Source organism: Cupriavidus sp. HPC(L), assembly GCF_000307735.3.
Taxonomy (GTDB): Bacteria; Pseudomonadota; Gammaproteobacteria; order Burkholderiales; family Burkholderiaceae; genus Cupriavidus.
Window position 1 is genome coordinate 1 of sequence record NZ_AMPR02000470.1, and the last position, 15,954, is coordinate 15,954.

Annotated in this window: 12 protein-coding genes and 1 tRNA gene; 7 read left to right on the forward strand and 6 right to left on the reverse strand. The window is 68.3% G+C overall.

Going from position 1 to position 15,954, the window contains the following annotated elements:
* Both B551_RS24560 and B551_RS25310 read left to right on the forward strand, forming a co-directional pair.
* Window positions 1-1,572 (forward strand): S8 family serine peptidase (locus B551_RS24560; protein ID WP_023265218.1); only part of this gene is annotated, 1,572 nt, incomplete at its 5' end.
* A complete protein-coding gene (locus B551_RS25310) occupies window positions 1,569-2,912 on the forward strand; it encodes an MBL fold metallo-hydrolase (RefSeq protein ID WP_023265219.1) in 1,344 nt (447 codons plus the stop codon). The genes B551_RS24560 and B551_RS25310, both read left to right, overlap by 4 nt.
* A gap of 18 nt (window positions 2,913-2,930) precedes the next feature.
* Here the strand turns inward: B551_RS25310 and B551_RS24570 are convergent, their stop codons facing one another.
* Window positions 2,931-3,884, reverse strand: coding sequence for a LysR family transcriptional regulator (locus B551_RS24570; protein ID WP_023265220.1), 954 nt, complete (start codon window positions 3,882-3,884; stop codon window positions 2,931-2,933).
* Between the two features lie 124 nt (window positions 3,885-4,008).
* On the opposite strand from B551_RS24570, the gene B551_RS24575 reads away from it, so the two are divergent.
* The 3 genes from B551_RS24575 (at window position 4,009) to B551_RS24585 (ending at window position 7,471) form a co-directional block, all read left to right on the forward strand.
* A complete protein-coding gene (locus B551_RS24575; RefSeq protein WP_006577613.1) occupies window positions 4,009-5,271 on the forward strand; it encodes a D-amino acid dehydrogenase in 1,263 nt (420 codons plus the stop codon).
* A 130-nt stretch (window positions 5,272-5,401) separates the two neighbouring features.
* Window positions 5,402-6,355 carry a glutamate/aspartate ABC transporter substrate-binding protein gene (locus B551_RS24580; RefSeq protein ID WP_052511479.1) on the forward strand — a complete coding sequence of 318 codons (954 nt, stop codon included), beginning with the start codon at window positions 5,402-5,404 and terminating at the stop codon, window positions 6,353-6,355.
* Window positions 6,356-6,526: 171 nt separating this feature from the next.
* On the forward strand, window positions 6,527-7,471 hold the full coding sequence (locus B551_RS24585; protein WP_006577611.1) for an Rpn family recombination-promoting nuclease/putative transposase: 945 nt from the start codon (window positions 6,527-6,529) through the stop codon (window positions 7,469-7,471).
* Window positions 7,472-7,575: 104 nt separating this feature from the next.
* Here B551_RS24585 and B551_RS24590 read toward each other — a convergent pair.
* The 4 genes from B551_RS24590 to B551_RS24605 all read right to left on the reverse strand — a co-directional run bounded on the left by B551_RS24590 (window position 7,576) and on the right by B551_RS24605 (window position 11,735).
* Window positions 7,576-7,665, reverse strand: a tRNA-Ser gene (locus B551_RS24590).
* A gap of 108 nt (window positions 7,666-7,773) precedes the next feature.
* Complete coding sequence (gene serS, locus B551_RS24595) at window positions 7,774-9,087, reverse strand: serine--tRNA ligase (RefSeq protein ID WP_006577610.1); 1,314 nt, start codon at window positions 9,085-9,087, stop codon at window positions 7,774-7,776.
* Window positions 9,088-9,206: 119 nt separating this feature from the next.
* Window positions 9,207-10,571: a replication-associated recombination protein A gene (locus tag B551_RS24600; RefSeq protein ID WP_052511480.1), complete on the reverse strand. Its 1,365-nt coding sequence runs from the start codon at window positions 10,569-10,571 to the stop codon at window positions 9,207-9,209.
* A 123-nt stretch (window positions 10,572-10,694) separates the two neighbouring features.
* Window positions 10,695-11,735, reverse strand: coding sequence for an ATP-binding cassette domain-containing protein (locus B551_RS24605; RefSeq protein WP_043442786.1), 1,041 nt, complete (start codon window positions 11,733-11,735; stop codon window positions 10,695-10,697).
* Between the two features lie 222 nt (window positions 11,736-11,957).
* Between B551_RS24605 and B551_RS24610 the strand changes: the two genes are divergently transcribed.
* On the forward strand, window positions 11,958-13,646 hold the full coding sequence (locus B551_RS24610; protein WP_083492740.1) for an iron ABC transporter permease: 1,689 nt from the start codon (window positions 11,958-11,960) through the stop codon (window positions 13,644-13,646).
* A gap of 169 nt (window positions 13,647-13,815) precedes the next feature.
* Window positions 13,816-14,550 (forward strand): hypothetical protein, encoded by a 735-nt coding sequence (locus B551_RS24615; RefSeq protein ID WP_023265224.1) that lies wholly within the window; start codon window positions 13,816-13,818, stop codon window positions 14,548-14,550.
* A gap of 33 nt (window positions 14,551-14,583) precedes the next feature.
* Here B551_RS24615 and B551_RS24620 read toward each other — a convergent pair whose 3' ends face one another.
* On the reverse strand, window positions 14,584-15,639 hold the full coding sequence (locus B551_RS24620) for a Fe(3+) ABC transporter substrate-binding protein (RefSeq protein WP_023265225.1): 1,056 nt from the start codon (window positions 15,637-15,639) through the stop codon (window positions 14,584-14,586).
* Between the last annotated feature and the right edge of the window lie 315 nt (window positions 15,640-15,954).

A 15,954-nucleotide genomic window follows, 5' to 3' on the forward strand; every position in this document is an offset into this window, starting at 1 on the left:
GGCCAGCCGCAGAACGGCGCCGGTGTGCTGATCGGCATTATCGACGTCGGCGGCTTCGATTTCTCGCATCCGGATTTCCTCGATGCCGACGGCAATACGCGCTTCGTCTCGATCTGGGACCAGGGCGGCGATTTCCGGCCGCCGCCGCAGGCCTTCGGCTATGGCGCCGAGTTGACGCGCGAGCGCCTGAACGCGGCGCTGCAGGCCGCGCGCAAGGGCGGACCGCCGGCCACCGAGCTGGAGCGCCAATCGCAGCAGGAGCCCGGCTCGCATGCGACCCATGTGGCCAGCATCGCCGCGGGCAATCAGGGACTGTGTCCCGGCGCGCTGATTGCCGGCGTGCTGATCAGCGTGGAGCCGCCCGGCGACGACTATGCCGCGCGGCGCTGGACCTTCAGCGATGCGTCGCGCATCGTCCATGCGGTCGAATATCTGCTGGCGGTGGCCGAACGCGAGGGCCTGCCGCTGTCGATCAACATCAGCCTGGGTACCAACGGCGGCTCGCACGACGGCGCCAACGGCACCTGCCGCTGGCTCGACGCGTTCCTCGCCACGCCGGGCCGCGCGATCTCGATCGCGGCCGGCAATGCCGGACAGGAGCGTCCGACCGACGAGGACCGCTTCGGCTGGATCATGGGCCGCATCCATACCAGCGGCAGGATCGCGGCCAAGGGCCTGACGGTCGAGCTCGAATGGATCGTGGTCGGCGACGGCATCGCCGATCTGTCCGAGAACGAGCTCGAGATCTGGTACGGCGCGCAGGACCGCATGACGGTCTCGGTGCAGCCGCCCGGCTCGACCGAGTGGTACGAGGTCGCGCCGAAGCAATACATCGAGAACCGGCGGCTGCCCGACGGCACCGTGCTGTCGGTCTACAACGAGCTCTACCACCCGTCCAACGGCGATAACTACATCGGCGTCTACCTGTCGCCCTTCCTCGATGCGCGCGCCTATACGCCGATCACCGCCGGCGTGTGGAAGGTACGGTTGCACGGCGACGAGATCCGCGACGGCAGCTTTCACGCATGGATCGAGCGCGACGATCCGATGGAGCTGCAGCGCCGGCGCGAACTGGCGGCCTACCGCTTCCCATCGTTCTTCGCCGAGGCGACCAACGTCGATTCGCATTCGATCAATTCGCTGGCCTGCGCGCATTGGGTGATCGGCGTGGCGAACGCCGACACCGAGCAGGCGCGCGTGCATATCTCCAGCAGCCAGGGGCCGACGCGCGACGGCCGCAACAAGCCCGACGTCTGCGCGCCGGGCACCGGCATCGTCGCCGCCAATGGCTTCGTCGAGGGCGGCGGCTGGGTCCCGATGACGGGCACCAGCATGGCCAGTCCCTACGTATGCGGCGTGATCGGCCTGATGCTGGCGGCCAAGCCGACGCTGACGGCGGCGCAGTGCCAGGGCATCCTGCGGCGCACCGCGCGGCCGCTGCCCTCGCACGACTACGCCTGGCGCAACGACGCGGGCTACGGCCTGATCGATCCGGTCGCCGCGATCGCCGAGGCACGTGCCTTCGACGAGCGCCGCGAGCGTCGCGACCCACCGGCGCGGAGGCGCGCATGAAGATCCGCCTGTTCCAGTCCTATCAGGGCGACTGCCTGCTGATCGAGGCGGCGTCGGGCCACCGCATGCTGTGCGACGGCGGCACCGGCGCGGCGATGCGCGATTTCGTCGCGCCGTCGCTGGAGCGGCTCGCGCGCGACGGCGCCATGCTCGATCTGGTCTACGTCTCGCATATCGACGACGATCATCTGGGCGGCGTGCTGGCAATGCTCGAGGCCGCGCTCCAGTGGAAGGTCTACGACTACCATGCCGAGCGGGGCGATCCGCCCGCCAAACCGGAGGCTCGCCGTGTGCCGCGCATCGGCGCGCTGTGGCACAACGCCTTCCACGACCAGATCGGCACCAACGCGGGACCGATCCATACGCTGCTGGCGGCAAATGCGCGGGCGCTGCGGGCCAGCCACGTCGAGCCGCTGGAGCGGCTGGGGCACGAATACGCGCGCATTGCCAACTCGGTGCCGCAGGCGCTGCGGGTATCCCGGCTGGTCAAGGCCGATCTGCTCGATATTGCGTTGAATGGCCCGTTGGGCGACACCGCGGAGACCGGCGTGGCGCCGGCCGCCGCTTCCGCCGGGAAGCTGATCGTCGCGCGGCCCGACGCACCGGTGCAGTCGCTCGGCTCGCTGCGCATCCGCGTGCTCGGCCCCACCGCGGCGGAACTGAAGCGGCTGCGCGAAGGCTGGAACAACTGGCTGCGCGATCCCGCCAATCGCCTGCGCGCCCAGGCCATTCGCGACCGCTACGCCAGCGGGCTGCTGGCGATGGCGGGCGGCCGGGCCGACGATCCGTTCGACCTGCGCGAGTGGGAGGGCACGCCATCGTACCGGGGTGTTACCACGCCGAACATCGCTTCGCTGATCCTGCTCGTGGAGGAGGACGACCGTCGCGTGCTGCTGACCGGCGACGCGCATCCCGACATGATCCTGGCCGGCCTCAAGCAGGCCGAACTGCTGCGCGACGGCGCGCTGCACGTCGACGTGCTGAAGGTCCAGCATCACGGCTCCGAGAACAATATGTCGCCGGCGTTTTGCCGCACGGTATCGGCCGATCATTACCTGTTCTGCGGCAACGGCGCGCATACCAACCCGGAGCTGACGGTGCTCGACGCCTTGCTGGCCTCACGCGTCGGACCCGCGGCGCAGCGCGCGCGCACACCCGAGGCCGAATCCCGGCCGTTCACGTTCTGGTTCAACACCACCGCCGCCGCGCAGACGCAGCAAAGCCATATCGCCCACATGGAGCAGGTCCAGCGCTGGGCCGAAGCGGCACTGCGCAAGCACGGTCCGAGGCTGCGGGTGCGCTTCGTCGAAGGCGCCTACGCCAGCCTGACGCTGCGCTGAGCACGGCATCCAGCGGCGCTATTTGAGCGCGTGCTCGAAGGCGACCACCGGCGCGGACAGGCGCCGGCCGAGCTGGCCGGCCAGTTCCTGCGCGGCCTCGGCAAAGCGCTCGCGCAGCTGGTCGGCCAGGCTCGGTATGCCGCGATGGCTGGCGCGCAGCATCTGGATCTCGAAGGCCATCGCCGGCTGGATCTCGTGCAGCGAGACGGTCCGCGGATCGCTGCCGAGCGCGGTGTACTGGTCGAGCAGCGCCACGCCGAGCCCGCTCTCGACCAGCTTGCGCGCCAGCGAGTAGGTCTGCACCTCCAGCGTCGAGCGCGGCTCCAGCGCATTGCGCGCCAGCAGCTGGCGCACCATCAGGCCGAGCGAGCTGTGGTCGTCGTAGCCGATGAAGGCGCGGTCCATCAGCCTGGCCATCGGCAAAGGCGTACGCCGCGCCGCCCCGGCCAGCGGCTGCCCGCGCGGCACCGCCAGCAGCATGCGGCCTTCGGCCACCGTCTGCGCGGCGATCGCCTCGTGCCGTGGCGGCGCGAAGGCGAAGCCGATATCGATCTGGTTGCGCAGCAGACCCTGCACGATCTCGTCGGTATGGTGGGTCAGTACCTGCACCTGGGTGTCGGGATGGCGCGCGCAGAAGCGCTGCAGCGCCGGCACCAGCAGCGGATCGGCCAGGCTCGGCGTCGCCGCCACGCGCAGGCGGCCGGCGCCCTTGTGGCGCAGGCTCTCGGAGACGCGCCGCACGCGGTCGATCTCGCCATATAGCCGTTCGACATCGCCATACAGCGCGGTGGCCTCGGGCGTCGGCCGCAGCCGGCCCTTGGCGCGGTCGAACAGCCGGAAGCCGAGCGAGGCCTCGGCATGCTGCAGCACGCGCGTGACCACCGGCTGCGAGACGTGCAGCAGCCGCGCCGCCTCGCTGACGGTACCGGTCAGCATCACGGCACGGAAGACCTCGATCTGTCGCAGGCGCATGGAATCCTCGGTAGCCGGGCGGGGTATAGCTGAAAGACATATTCTGGCACGTCTTCGCATTGGGCAGCCGCGCCGCCCTGCTCTACCCTTGCGGCATCGCAAACCGGTAGGGACGGATACGGCAATGAAGGTGGTGATCACCGGCGCCGGCGTGGTCGGCATGGCCACCGCCTGGCAATTGGCCAACGACGGCCACGAGGTCACGGTGCTGGAGCGGCGCGACGGTCCGGGGCTGGAGACCAGCTTCGCCAACGGCGGGCAGCTCAGCTACAGCTATGTGGCGCCGCTGGCCGGTCCCGGCGTGCTGGCCAAGGTGCCCGGCTGGCTGCTGCGCCGCGACGCGCCGCTGCGCTGGCGCCCGCGGCTGGACCCGGCCCAATGGCGCTGGCTGGCCGCCTTCGTCGGCGCCTGCAATGCCTCGCGCAGCGATGCGACCACGCGCAAGCTGCTGCGGCTGGCCTTTCATTCGCGCGACCGCATGCGCGCCTTCCTCGATCGGCACGACATCGATTTCGATTTTGCGCGGCGCGGCAAGCTGATCGTCCACCGCGACGCGGCCAGCTTCGATGCGGCGCGCCGGCTGCTGGACTACCAGGCCGGGCTCGGCAGCGAGCAGCATGCGCTGGACCGCGACGCCTGCGTGGCGCTGGAACCGGCGCTGGCCGGCATCCGCGACCAGATCGTCGGCGCGATCCATACGCCGAGCGAGGAAGTGGCCGATTGCCACCGCTTCTGCGTCGGGCTGGCCAATCTGCTGCGCCAGCACCCCAATGTGTCGCTGCGCTTCGGTACGGCGGTCCGCGCGATCGAACGCCGGGGCGACGCGGCCCGCGGCGTGCATACCGACAGCGGCTTCGAGGCCGCCGACGCGGTGGTGCTGGCCGGCGGCATCGGCAGCGCGACACTGCTGCGGCCGCTCGGACTGCGCGCGCCGCTGTGGCCGCTGAAGGGGTACAGCATCACCGTGCCCGTCGGCAGCGGCGCGCAGGCGCCCCATATCAGCGTCACCGACTTCGCCCGCAAGATCGTCTATGCCCGCATCGGCAATACGCTGCGCGTGGCCGGCATGGCCGACCTGACGCGGCCCGATACGCGCATCGACGAACGCCGCGCGGCAACGCTGCTGGACGAAACGCGCTCGGTGTTCGGCGGCATCGCCGGCGACCGCCCGCTGTCCGACCTGCAGCCCTGGGCCGGGCTGCGCCCTGCCACACCGAGCGGACTGCCACTGATCGGACAGTCGCGGCTGCGTCATCTGTGGCTCAACATCGGGCACGGGGGACTGGGGTTTACGCTGGCAATGGGCAGCGCGGGACTGCTGGCGGATATGATCGCGAAGCGGCCGCCCGCAGTCGATCCCGCCGACTACAGCGCGACGCTGGCGTAGCGCGCCACTGCCCGCGCAGTACAGGACAGAAGAGCGGAACGAGGAGCCGCCGCTTGCACGGCCCTTGCTAGCAGTACAACCAATGTCGCGTTTCAACAAGAGCCGTTCCACAACCAAGGAGAGCCTGACCATGAAACTGCCTACCGCCACCCGCACTGCGCCACGACAGGCGCGCCGTTCGCTGCGATCCGCCCTGGGCGCCGTGCTGACCGCCGCGCTCGCTTGCGGTGCGTTCGGCACCATCGGCGCCGCCCATGCCCAACAGAACGACACGTTGAGCAAGATCAAGCAGAACGGCGTGATCACCCTCGGCCATCGCGAATCGTCGATCCCGTTCTCCTATACCAATGGCCGCGAGGTCATGGGGTATTCGCACGAGATCATGATGGCCATCGTCGACAAGGTGAAGACGCAGCTGAACATGCCGAACCTGCAGGTGCGGATGATCCCGATCACCTCGCAGAACCGCATCTCGCTGATGCAGAACGGCACCATCGACCTCGAATGCGGTTCGACCACCAACAACCTCGAGCGCCAGAAGCAGGTCGGCTTCACCAACAGCCTGTTCGTCTACGGCATCCGCATGCTGGTGCGCAAGGACGCCGGCGTGAAGGACTTCGATGACCTGAAGGGCCGCAACGTCGTGACGACCGCCGGCACTACCGGTGAGCGCCTGCTGGTCAAGATGAACGGCGAGAAGGCGATGAACATGAACCTGACCGGCGCCAAGGACCACGGTCAGGCCTTCCTGATGCTGGAATCGGGCCGCGCGGTCGCCTTCGTCATGGACGAGCCGCTGCTGTACGGCGAACTGACCAAGGCCAAGAATCCCGGCGAATGGACCGTCGCCGGCACGCCGCTGCAGACCGAGAACTACGCCTGCATGCTGCGCAAGGACGATCCGCAATTCAAGGCGCTCGCCGACGGCGTGATCGCCGACCTGATGAAGTCGGGCAAGGCCGAGCAGCTGTACAAGAAGTGGTTCCAGTCGCCGATCCCGCCGCGCGGCATCAACATGAACTACCCGCTGTCGGCCGAGATGAAGGAACTGTTCGCGAACCCGAACGACAAGGCGTTCCAGTAAGCGCTTTCGGTTTCTCGCATCAGGAAGTCCGCGTCGGCGCTCGCGCGTCGATGCGGACTTTTCTCATTCTGCGCGCGCCTCCAATCGAAACGTAAAGTGCGTGCATTTTTCAGAAGCTTCCGGGTCCGCCGATCGGCAAGCTACGCAGGTCTCAATACGGTATCGCCGATCATGGTTCAGACCTACGACTCCTGCTACAAGCTGCTGTTCTCCACGCCCGACCTGGTGCGCGAACTGGTCACCGCATTCGTCGAGAACGACTGGCTGCGCAGCCTCGATTTCGAAACGCTGGAGAAAATTCCCCCGCAATACGTTGGCGACAACTTGCGCCAACGCGCCAATGATGTGGTCTGGCGCGTCCGCGCCGATGACGATTGGCTCTACCTCTACATGCCGATCGAATTCCAGAGCACCGTCGACCCCTATATGGCGGTGCGGGTCATGGAATATATGGGACTGCTCTATCAGGACCTCGGCCGCCGCAAGAACGTGCTCGCGGATCGCAAGCTGCCGCCCGTGCTGCCGCTGGTGATGTACACCGGCAAGGCACCGTGGACCGCGCCTACCGATATTGCGTCGATGGTCACTGCCGCTCCCCGCCTGGCAGCAAGGTTCCAGCCTCAACTCGCCTACCTGCTGATCGATACGAGCCAGTATCGGGACCGCGATCTGCAGGCGCTGAACAATCGCGTGGCCATGGTGATCCTGATCGAGCGCGGGGATCTCGATCGTCTGCCGGAACTGGTCGATCAACTGAACGAGATGATCGCTGGCGACGTCGAACTGCACCGGATTTTTTCGATCTGGATGCGTCAACTACTCCATCGCCGGAGCGACGGGGTTCTGTTGCTGCCGGAGGTGGTCAACCTGAAGGAGGTCAATATGAGCCTGGTGTTGTCGTTGGACAAAATGAAGCAGGACAGCAAGGTCGAAGGTGAAGCGTACGTTCTGCAGAAGGTGTTGAGTCAGCGTTTCGGCCCGCTGTCGCCGGACATCGCGTCGCGGATCGCGGCAGCCAAGGCCTCGCAAATTGAAGCCTGGATAGATCGGCTTGGTGCGGCCGGATGCCTCGACGACGTCTTCAGTCACCACACTGAAGGACTGGTCGCCGCCTGATTGCCGGAGTGCCAGATCGATTGAGACAGCTCGCTTGAGACTGGACGAAAGCACCGCCCAAAACAAAAACCCCCGAAGGCAGGCCTTCGGGGGTTTTGCACTACTGGCGGAGAGGGTGGGATTCGAACCCACGGTACCGTTGCCGGTACGCCTGATTTCGAGTCAGGTACATTCGACCACTCTGCCACCTCTCCTGAACTGGTCGCGTTGCGGCGAAACCGAGATTATAGAGAAGTCAAAAACAGACTGCAAGAGGGTCGGCACGTTTTTCCCGTGACTTCCTGCTGCCTGGTTCATCCACCTCAGGCCTCGGGTTCGAGCCGCGTCAGGCCGCCCAGATACGGCTGCAGCGCGGTCGGCACGGTGACCGAACCGTCCGCGTTCTGGTAGTTCTCGAGGATCGCCACCAGCGTGCGGCCGACCGCCAGGCCGGAGCCGTTCAGCGTGTGCACCAGCTCGGGCTTGCCCTGACCGGCGCGGCAGCGTGCCTGCATGCGGCGCGCCTGGAAGTCGCCCATGTTCGAGCACGAGCTGATCTCGCGATAGGTGTTCTGCGCGGGGATCCAGACTTCGAGGTCGTAGGTCTTGGTGCTGCCGAAGCCCATGTCGCCGGTGCACAGCACGATGGTGCGGAACGGCAGGTCCAGCTTCTTCAGGATCGCCTCGGCATGGCCGGTCAGTTGTTCGAGCGCGTCGAACGAGGCCTCCGGGCGCACGATATGGACCAGCTCGACCTTGTCGAACTGATGCTGGCGGATCATGCCGCGCGTGTCCTTGCCGTACGAACCGGCCTCCGAGCGGAAGCACGGCGTATGGGCGACGAAACGCAGCGGCAGTTCGTCGGCCGACGCGATGACGTCGCGCATCAGATTGGTCAGCGGCACCTCGGCGGTCGGAATCAGGTAGTAATTCTCGGTCCGCTCGCCGCCGTCCGCGCCCTCGCCGCCCACCTGGCGCGGCACCTTGAACAGGTCATCCTCGAACTTGGGCAGCTGGCCGGTGCCGCGCATCGATGCCGCATTGACGATGTACGGCACGTACATCTCGGTGTAGCCGTGCTCGAGCGTATGGGTATCGAGCATCAGCTGCACCAGCGCGCGATGCATGCGGGCGATGCCGCCGCGCAGTACCGCGAAGCGCGAGCCGGTGATCTTGGCCGCGCTCTCGAAATCGAGGCCGAGCCGCTCGCCGACGTCGACGTGGTCGCGCACCGGGAAGTCGAAGCTGCGCGGCGTGCCGACGCGGCGCACTTCGACGTTGTCGTTCTCGTCCTTGCCGACCGGCACGCTGTCGTGCGGCAGATTCGGCAGCGACAGCATCAGCTGCTGCAGCTGGGCCTGGATGTCGTCGAGCCGCGCCGCCGATTCCTTCAGCGTGTCGCCGATGCCGCCGACCTCGGCCATCAGCGCCGACGCGTCCTCGCCCTTGCCCTTGGCCATGCCGATCTGCTTGGACAGCGTGTTGCGGCGGGCCTGCAGTTCCTCGGTGCGGGTCTGCAGTTGCTTGCGCTCGCTTTCGAGCGCCTGGAAGGCGCCCAGGTCGAGTTGGAATCCACGCGTGGCAAGGCGTTGTGCCACGGCGTCGGGGTCTTTGCGGAGCAGCTGGATGTCGAGCATGTTTGCGGGAAAAGCGTGCGGTCGGAGCGATCGGGAGGCGGCTGGCATGCCGCCGAACCGCATATTTTACTGCACCGCGGCAGCGCCCGGCCGGGATGGCGGCTGAGGGCCGCGGCCCGCTACGCGTCGCCCTCGTCCGCCTTGCCGCCCTTGCCCGACGGCTGGCTCTTCTGGCGGCGATGCCAGGCGTCGTCCAGCTCGCGCAGGTGGCGCAGCTTGTCGCCGATCTTGCCCTCGAGGCCGCGCGGCGTCGGCTGATACCAGCCCTGCGCCTTCAGGTCATCGGGGAAATAGTGTTCGCCGGCGGCATAGGCTTCGGGCTCGTCGTGCGCGTAGCGGTAGGCATGGCCGTAGCCGAGCTCCTTCATCAGCCTGGTCGGCGCATTGCGCAGATGGACCGGCACCGCGCGCGACTTGTCCTTGGCGACGAAGGCCCGCGCCGCGTTGTAGGCGTTGTAGCCGGCGTTCGACTTGGGCGCGACCGCCAGGTAGATCAGCGCCTGCGCCAGCGCCAGCTCGCCCTCGGGCGAGCCCAGGCGCTCGTAGGTCTCGGCCGCGTCCAGCGTCATCCGTGCCGCGCGGGGATCGGCCAGGCCGATGTCCTCCCACGCCATCCGCACGATGCGGCGAGCCAGATAGCGCGGATCGGCACCGCCGTCCAGCATGCGGCAGAACCAGTACAGCGCCGCATCGGGGTCGGAGCCGCGCACCGACTTGTGCAGCGCGCTGATCTGGTCGTAGAACGCGTCGCCACCCTTGTCGAAGCGGCGCAGGTTCTCCGACAGCGCGCTGCCCAGCAGCGCCTTGTCGATCGTCTGCGCGCCAGCGGTACGCGCGGCGCGCGCGACGATCTCGATATTGTTCAGCAGCTTGCGGCCATCGCCGTCGGCGGACGCGACGATCAACTGCAGCGCCTCGTCGTCCCAGGCGACGCCGCCCAGCGCCTCGCTGGCGCGCAGGGCCAGCTGGCGCAGTTCCGCATCGTCCAGGCTCTTGAGCACATAGACCGCGGCCCGCGACAGCAACGCGCCGTTGACCTCGAACGACGGGTTCTCGGTGGTCGCGCCGATGAAGGTGAACAACCCGCTTTCCACGTGCGGCAGGAAGGCGTCCTGCTGGCTCTTGTTGAAGCGGTGGACCTCGTCGACGAATACCAGCGTCCGGCGCCCGTGCGCACGGTATTGCTCGGCGCGCTCGACCGCCTCCCGGATGTCCTTGACGCCGGACAGCACCGCCGACAGCGCGATGAACTCGGCATCGAAGGCATCGGCCATCAGCCGCGCCAGCGTGGTCTTGCCGACGCCGGGCGGGCCCCACAGGATCATCGAATGCGGCTCGCCCGATTCGAAGGCCACGCGCAGCGGCTTGCCGGGGCCGAGCAGATGCTGCTGGCCAATGACCTCATCGATATTGCGCGGGCGCAGCCGTTCGGCCAGCGGTTGGCGGGAAGCGTCGGAGGGTTCGGAAAACAGCGTGTCCGGCACGGTGGTCAAAGGCTTGGGAAGGCTTGGGTTCAGTGCAGGCGGCTGCAAGCGGCGCGGCCGGCCAAAGCGCCAGTGTAGTGCATCCGTACGCGGCGCCGCCCGGCGGGGATCGGGCTCGCCGCGCTAGCGCGGAAACGCCACCACATCGTCGACCTCGACGCGGATGCCGATCCAGTCGCCGACGCCGTGGTCGTGGTGCGACGGCGCCAGCGACAGCACCCTGCCGCCGCTGGCCAGCCGCAGCGTGTAGAGAATCTCGGCGCCGCGGAAGGCCTTGTGCAGGATCTGCGCGCGCAGCGCGCTGGCATCGTCGTGCAGGATGTCGTCGGGGCGGATCAGCACGTCGACTTCGGCCACGCCGGGCGGCAAAGCGAGGCCGTCGCGGCTGTGCAGCGTGCCCAGTTCACAGTCGAGCTGTCCCGGCGCGGTGACGCGGGCGGGCATCAGCACGCCCTGCCCGATGAAGTCGCCGACGAAGCGCGTGGCGGGCTTGTGATAGAGCTGATGGGCGGTGCCCCACTGCTCGATCACGCCGGCGTGCATCACGCCGATCTCGTCGGCCATCGCGAACGCTTCGAGCTGGTCGTGGGTCACCAGGATCGCGGTCGCGCCCTGGGCCTTCAGGATCGCGCGCACCTCCAGGCTCAGGCGTTCACGCAGGTCCACGTCGAGGTTGGAAAACGGCTCGTCGAGCAGCAGCAGTTCGGGCCGCGGCGCCAGCGCGCGGGCCAGCGCCACGCGCTGCTGCTGGCCGCCGGACAGTTCGTGCGGAAAGCGCGCGCCGGCGCCCGCCAGGCCGACCAGCTCGAGCACTTCGGCGACACGCTCGCGCCGAGCCTGCCGGCTGTCCCGATGCAGGCCGAAGGCGACGTTGTCGGCCACGCTCAGATGCGGGAACAGCGCGTAGTCCTGGAACACCATGCCGACGCGCCGCCGTTCGGGCGGCACCGCCAGGCCCGGTGCCGACACCGGTTGCCCGTCCAGCACGATGCGCCCGGCACGCAGCGGCTCGAAGCCCGCGATGGCCCGCAGCACGGTGGTCTTGCCGCAGCCGCTCGGGCCGAGCAGGCAGCCGATGCTGCCGCGCGCCAGCGAAAACGACAGGTCTTCGATGACGATCTGGCTGTCGAAACCGTGGCGGATGTGCTCGACCTCCAGCACCAGATCGGGCGGCACGCTTGTTGAAGCAGCGGCAGGGACAGCGGCGGCGGCGGGCTCCGCAGAAGCGGTCGGCGTGGCGGGTGCCGTAGGCGCCGTCGGAGGCGCGGTATCGAGATCGAAGGCGGACATGCGAATCATTATAAGTATCAGCAACGCCGGACCGGCGATTGATAGAATGCCCAAGCCGCGCCGTCCGCGGCACTTCTTCCCAGCCGATCGCCGCGCATGTCCCTGCTCCATCCCGTCCGATTGCCCGATAGCGACCCTGCCGGTCTGGCACGGCGCGGCCAGCGGCTGACGGCCATCCATCCGCTGTCCTTCGCGGCGGGCGTGGTGGCCCTGCTGATCGCGGTGCCGATCCTGGTGGTGGCGGCCAGCCTGCTGACCCCGAGCACCGAGACCTGGCACCACCTGGTCGACACGGTGCTGGCCGAATACATCGCCAATACGCTGTGGCTGCTGGCCGGCGTCGCCGTCGGCGTGCTGCTGCTCGGCGTGCCGACCGCATGGCTGGTCTGCACCTACCGCTTCCCCGGCCGCGGCCTGATGGAATGGGCGCTGGTGCTGCCGCTGGCGATGCCGGCCTACGTGATCGCCTACGCCTATACCGACGCGCTGCAGTTCGCCGGCCCGGTGCAGGGCTGGCTGCGCGCGCTGACCGGCTGGGGCGCGCGCGATTACTGGTTTCCGGACGTGCGGACGCTGGGCGGCGCGATCGTGCTGTTCTCGCTGGTGCTCTACCCCTACGTCTACCTGACCGCCCGCGCCGCCTTCCTGCAGCAGACGCTGAACACGCTGGAGGCGGCACGCCTGCTGGGCCACGGACCCTGGCGCAGCGTGCTGCGCGTGGTGCTGCCGCTGGCGCGTCCCGGCATCGCGGCCGGCACCGCGCTGGCCATGATGGAGACGCTGGCGGACTTCGGCACCGTCGCCTACTTCGCGATCCCGACCTTCTCGACGGGCATCTACCGCGCCTGGTTCTCGCTCGGTGACAAGAGCGCGGCGGCGCAACTGTCGGCCTGCATGCTGGCCTTCGTGATCGCGATCCTGGTGGCGGAACGGATCTCGCGCGGCCGGGCCCGCGTGCATGGCGGCCAGCGCCGCGCGCCGGCCTATCGGCTGACGGGTTGGCGAGGCTGGGCCGCGCTGGCGGCGTGCGCGCTGCCGGTGCTGCTGGGCTTCCTGGTGCCGGCGCTGATGCTGTTCGAGATGGCCTTCACCGACGGCGATGCGCAGTTCGGCCCGCGCTTCGTCGGGCTGGTCCGCAACAGCTTCCTGCTGGCGAGCGTCACGGCGCTCGCGGCGGTGCTGATCGCGCTGGCGATCGGCTATGCCGGCCGGCTCGGCCGGGGCTGGCCGATGCGGGCGCTGCTGCGGCTGTGCGGCATGGGCTATGCGCTGCCGGGCTCCGTGATCGCGGTGGGCGTGCTGGTGCCGGTCGCGCGGCTCGACAATGCGATCGCCGGCTGGATCCAGCAGCTGACCGGCGTGTCGCCGGGCCTGCTGCTGACCGGGGGCATCGCGGCGCTGGTCTATGCCTATCTGGTGCGCTTTCTCGGCGTCGCGCTGCAGACCGTCAACGCCGGATTGGCGAAGATCACGCCCAGCATGGACACCGCGGCCCGCAGCCTCGGCCACGGTCCGGCCGCGACGCTGCGCCGCGTCCATCTGCCGATGCTGCGCGGCAGCCTGCTGACCGCGGCGCTGATCGTCTTCGTCGACGTGATGAAGGAGCTGCCGGCCACCTTCGTGATGCGCCCGTTCAATTTCGACACGCTGGCCGTGCAGGCCTACAACCTCGCCGCCGACGAGCGGCTCGCCGAGGCCGCGACCGCCTCGCTGGTGATTGTGCTGGTCGGGCTGATTCCGGTGATCGTGCTGTCGCGGCAGATCCGCCGCAGCGCGCAGGACTGAACCAGCGGCACGCAGCCCCGCTCGCGGCGTACCTGCATGGGGTGCAGGCTCGCTGCCCGCTCTCCATGTCCAGCTAAAGCCCACCGCGATTTCCGCCGATATCCCGTGAATGCCAAGCTGGGCCGCGCAAGCCGGCCCGCTTTCCTCGAACTCGATGGGCGGGAGTCGTATGCAAATTCGTTACCGGATGCTGGTCTTCAAGATGTCGCGCCTGGCCAGCCAGAACAAGCTGACGGCGGTGCAGGAGATCGGCTTCGCCACCGAGCTCGCCGAATTGGTGGTCAAGGAAGGCATCGCCGAGCGGGTGGTGCAGGAACTGTTCGACGATGACCATCCGCAGCTGCGCCGCATCGCCGTCAATGCGATCCGCCGCACCGGCCGCTTCGACGTGCCGGGCCTGCAGGCGGCGCTGCTGCGCAGGTTGTCCGATGCCGAACCGTGGCTGCGCCACGATGCGGTCTGGGTCATTCAGGAAGCGGCGATGGACGGCGGGCTGGTCCGCGCAGGGCTGCGCCGGCTGGCGGGCACCGTGCAATTGCCGCAGGACGCGGTACGTGCCAAGTCCAATCCCGGCGATGCGCTGCTGCAGGCCCAGGTGCGCGCGCGCCAGGCGCTCGATGCCTTGCTGAAGAAGGATGCGCAGGCCGCGCTGGCGGCGCTGCGGGCCACGCTGGCGACGTTTGCCGCGTTGAATCAGGAGCCGTATGGAACCGGCACCGTGGGCCAGATGAACCTGGCGCGGCGCGAACTGCAACGCCGCATGGCGAAGCGGGCCTTGTCGAGCAGCACGCGGCTGACCTTCCGCCGCGTCGAGGGGCCGGACGGCAAGGCGGCGTTCGCGGAGACAGCCAGCACCGCCAGGTCTGGCCAGACCAGTGACGACGCGGCCGGCGATCCGTCGTGAGGATCCGCGCCGGCCGCGGCCTTCAGCGAGCGATCACTTGAAGCCGGCCTTGTCCGCCAGCTTCTGCGCGACCGGCTGATACTTGCCGAGTTCGGCCACGTTGATCCGGTCGGCCTTGAAGCTGCCCATCGCCTCCAGCGCCGGATTGCCGACCTTGACGCTCGGCACCACCGGCCACTCGTTGTTGCCGTTGGCGAAGTAGGCCTGCGCCTCGTCGCTGGCGAGATACTCCAGGAACTTGACCGCCGACTCCTTGTTCGGCGCGTGCTTGAGCATGCCGCCGCCCGAGATGTTCATGTGCACGCCCTGGCTGTCCTGGTTCGGCCACACCACGCCGAGCTTGTCGGCCACCGCCTTGTCCTCGGGCTTGGTCGACTTCAGCAGGCGCGCGATGTAGTAGGTGTTGGAGATCGCCAGATCGCATTCGCCGGCGGCCACGGCCTTCAGCTGGTCGGTGTCGCCGCCCTTGGGCGTGCGCGCCAGGTTGGCGACCACACCTTGCGCCCAGCGCTCGGTCTTCGCTTCGCCGTCATGCGCGATCAGGCTCGAGATCAGCGACAGGTTGTAGACGTGGCCGCTCGAGCGCGTGCACAGCTTGCCCTTCCACTTCGGGTCCGCCAGGTCCTCGTAGGTCTTGATGTCGCCCGGCTTGACGGTGTCCTTGTTGTACGCGATCACGCGGGCGCGCGCCGAGAAGCCGAACCATTCGCCGTTGGGATCGCGAAAGTTGGCGGGGATGCGCGATTCGAGCACCTTCGACTTGACCGGTGCGAACACGCCGGCCTGCTGGGCGCGCCACAGGCGGCCGATATCGACCGTGATGAACACATCGGCCGGGCTGTTGGCGCCCTCGCTCTTGATCCGCTCGAGCAGCGGATCCTCCTGGCCCTCGATGCGATTGATCTTGATGCCGGTCTGCTTGGTGAAGTTGCTGTACAGCGCCTCGTCGGTCTGATAGTGCCGGGCCGTATAGAGATTCAGCACCTTTTCCTGGGCGCCCTGGGCCATCGCGGACAGGGGCATCGACGCGGCGCTGGCCGCCATGGCGAGAGCTGCCGCGGTGGGCAGCAGACGACGAAACACGTACATGGACTCCTCCGGGCTTTGCGGTTCCGCCGCTGTCCGAATGTCAGCGGGCGAGCGCAAACAATAATGATTCCCGTTTTCGGCGTCAATGTCGGTTTCCCCGCGTGGAACGGCCGCGACAGGGACGGACAGGGACGGTGAACAGCCGATTTACAGGCGAGAACGTCGCCAGGCCCAAGTGCTGGACTTCAGCCGCCGGCGCGAGACACCAGCGCGCCGACCGCGTCTGCCGGCAGCGGCCCGTGGCAGCCGCGTTCGCCGCCGCGCCGCTGCGTCACCAGCCAGACCCGGTCGGGCTGGCCGGTCGGACGCATCAGC

Bases quoted from the DNA above. Each gene is read 5' to 3' on its own strand.
- B551_RS25310 (WP_023265219.1), top strand. From the start codon at position 1,569: ATGAAGATCCGCCTGTTCCAGTCCTATCAGGGCGACTGCCTGCTGATC.
- B551_RS24570 (WP_023265220.1), bottom strand. From the start codon at position 3,884: ATGCGCCTGCGACAGATCGAGGTCTTCCGTGCCGTGATGCTGACCGGT.
- B551_RS24575 (WP_006577613.1), top strand. From the start codon at position 4,009: ATGAAGGTGGTGATCACCGGCGCCGGCGTGGTCGGCATGGCCACCGCC.
- B551_RS24580 (WP_052511479.1), top strand. From the start codon at position 5,402: ATGAAACTGCCTACCGCCACCCGCACTGCGCCACGACAGGCGCGCCGT.
- B551_RS24585 (WP_006577611.1), top strand. From the start codon at position 6,527: ATGGTTCAGACCTACGACTCCTGCTACAAGCTGCTGTTCTCCACGCCC.
- serS (WP_006577610.1), bottom strand. From the start codon at position 9,087: ATGCTCGACATCCAGCTGCTCCGCAAAGACCCCGACGCCGTGGCACAA.
- B551_RS24610 (WP_083492740.1), top strand. From the start codon at position 11,958: ATGTCCCTGCTCCATCCCGTCCGATTGCCCGATAGCGACCCTGCCGGT.
- B551_RS24615 (WP_023265224.1), top strand. From the start codon at position 13,816: ATGCAAATTCGTTACCGGATGCTGGTCTTCAAGATGTCGCGCCTGGCC.
- B551_RS24620 (WP_023265225.1), bottom strand. From the start codon at position 15,639: ATGTACGTGTTTCGTCGTCTGCTGCCCACCGCGGCAGCTCTCGCCATG.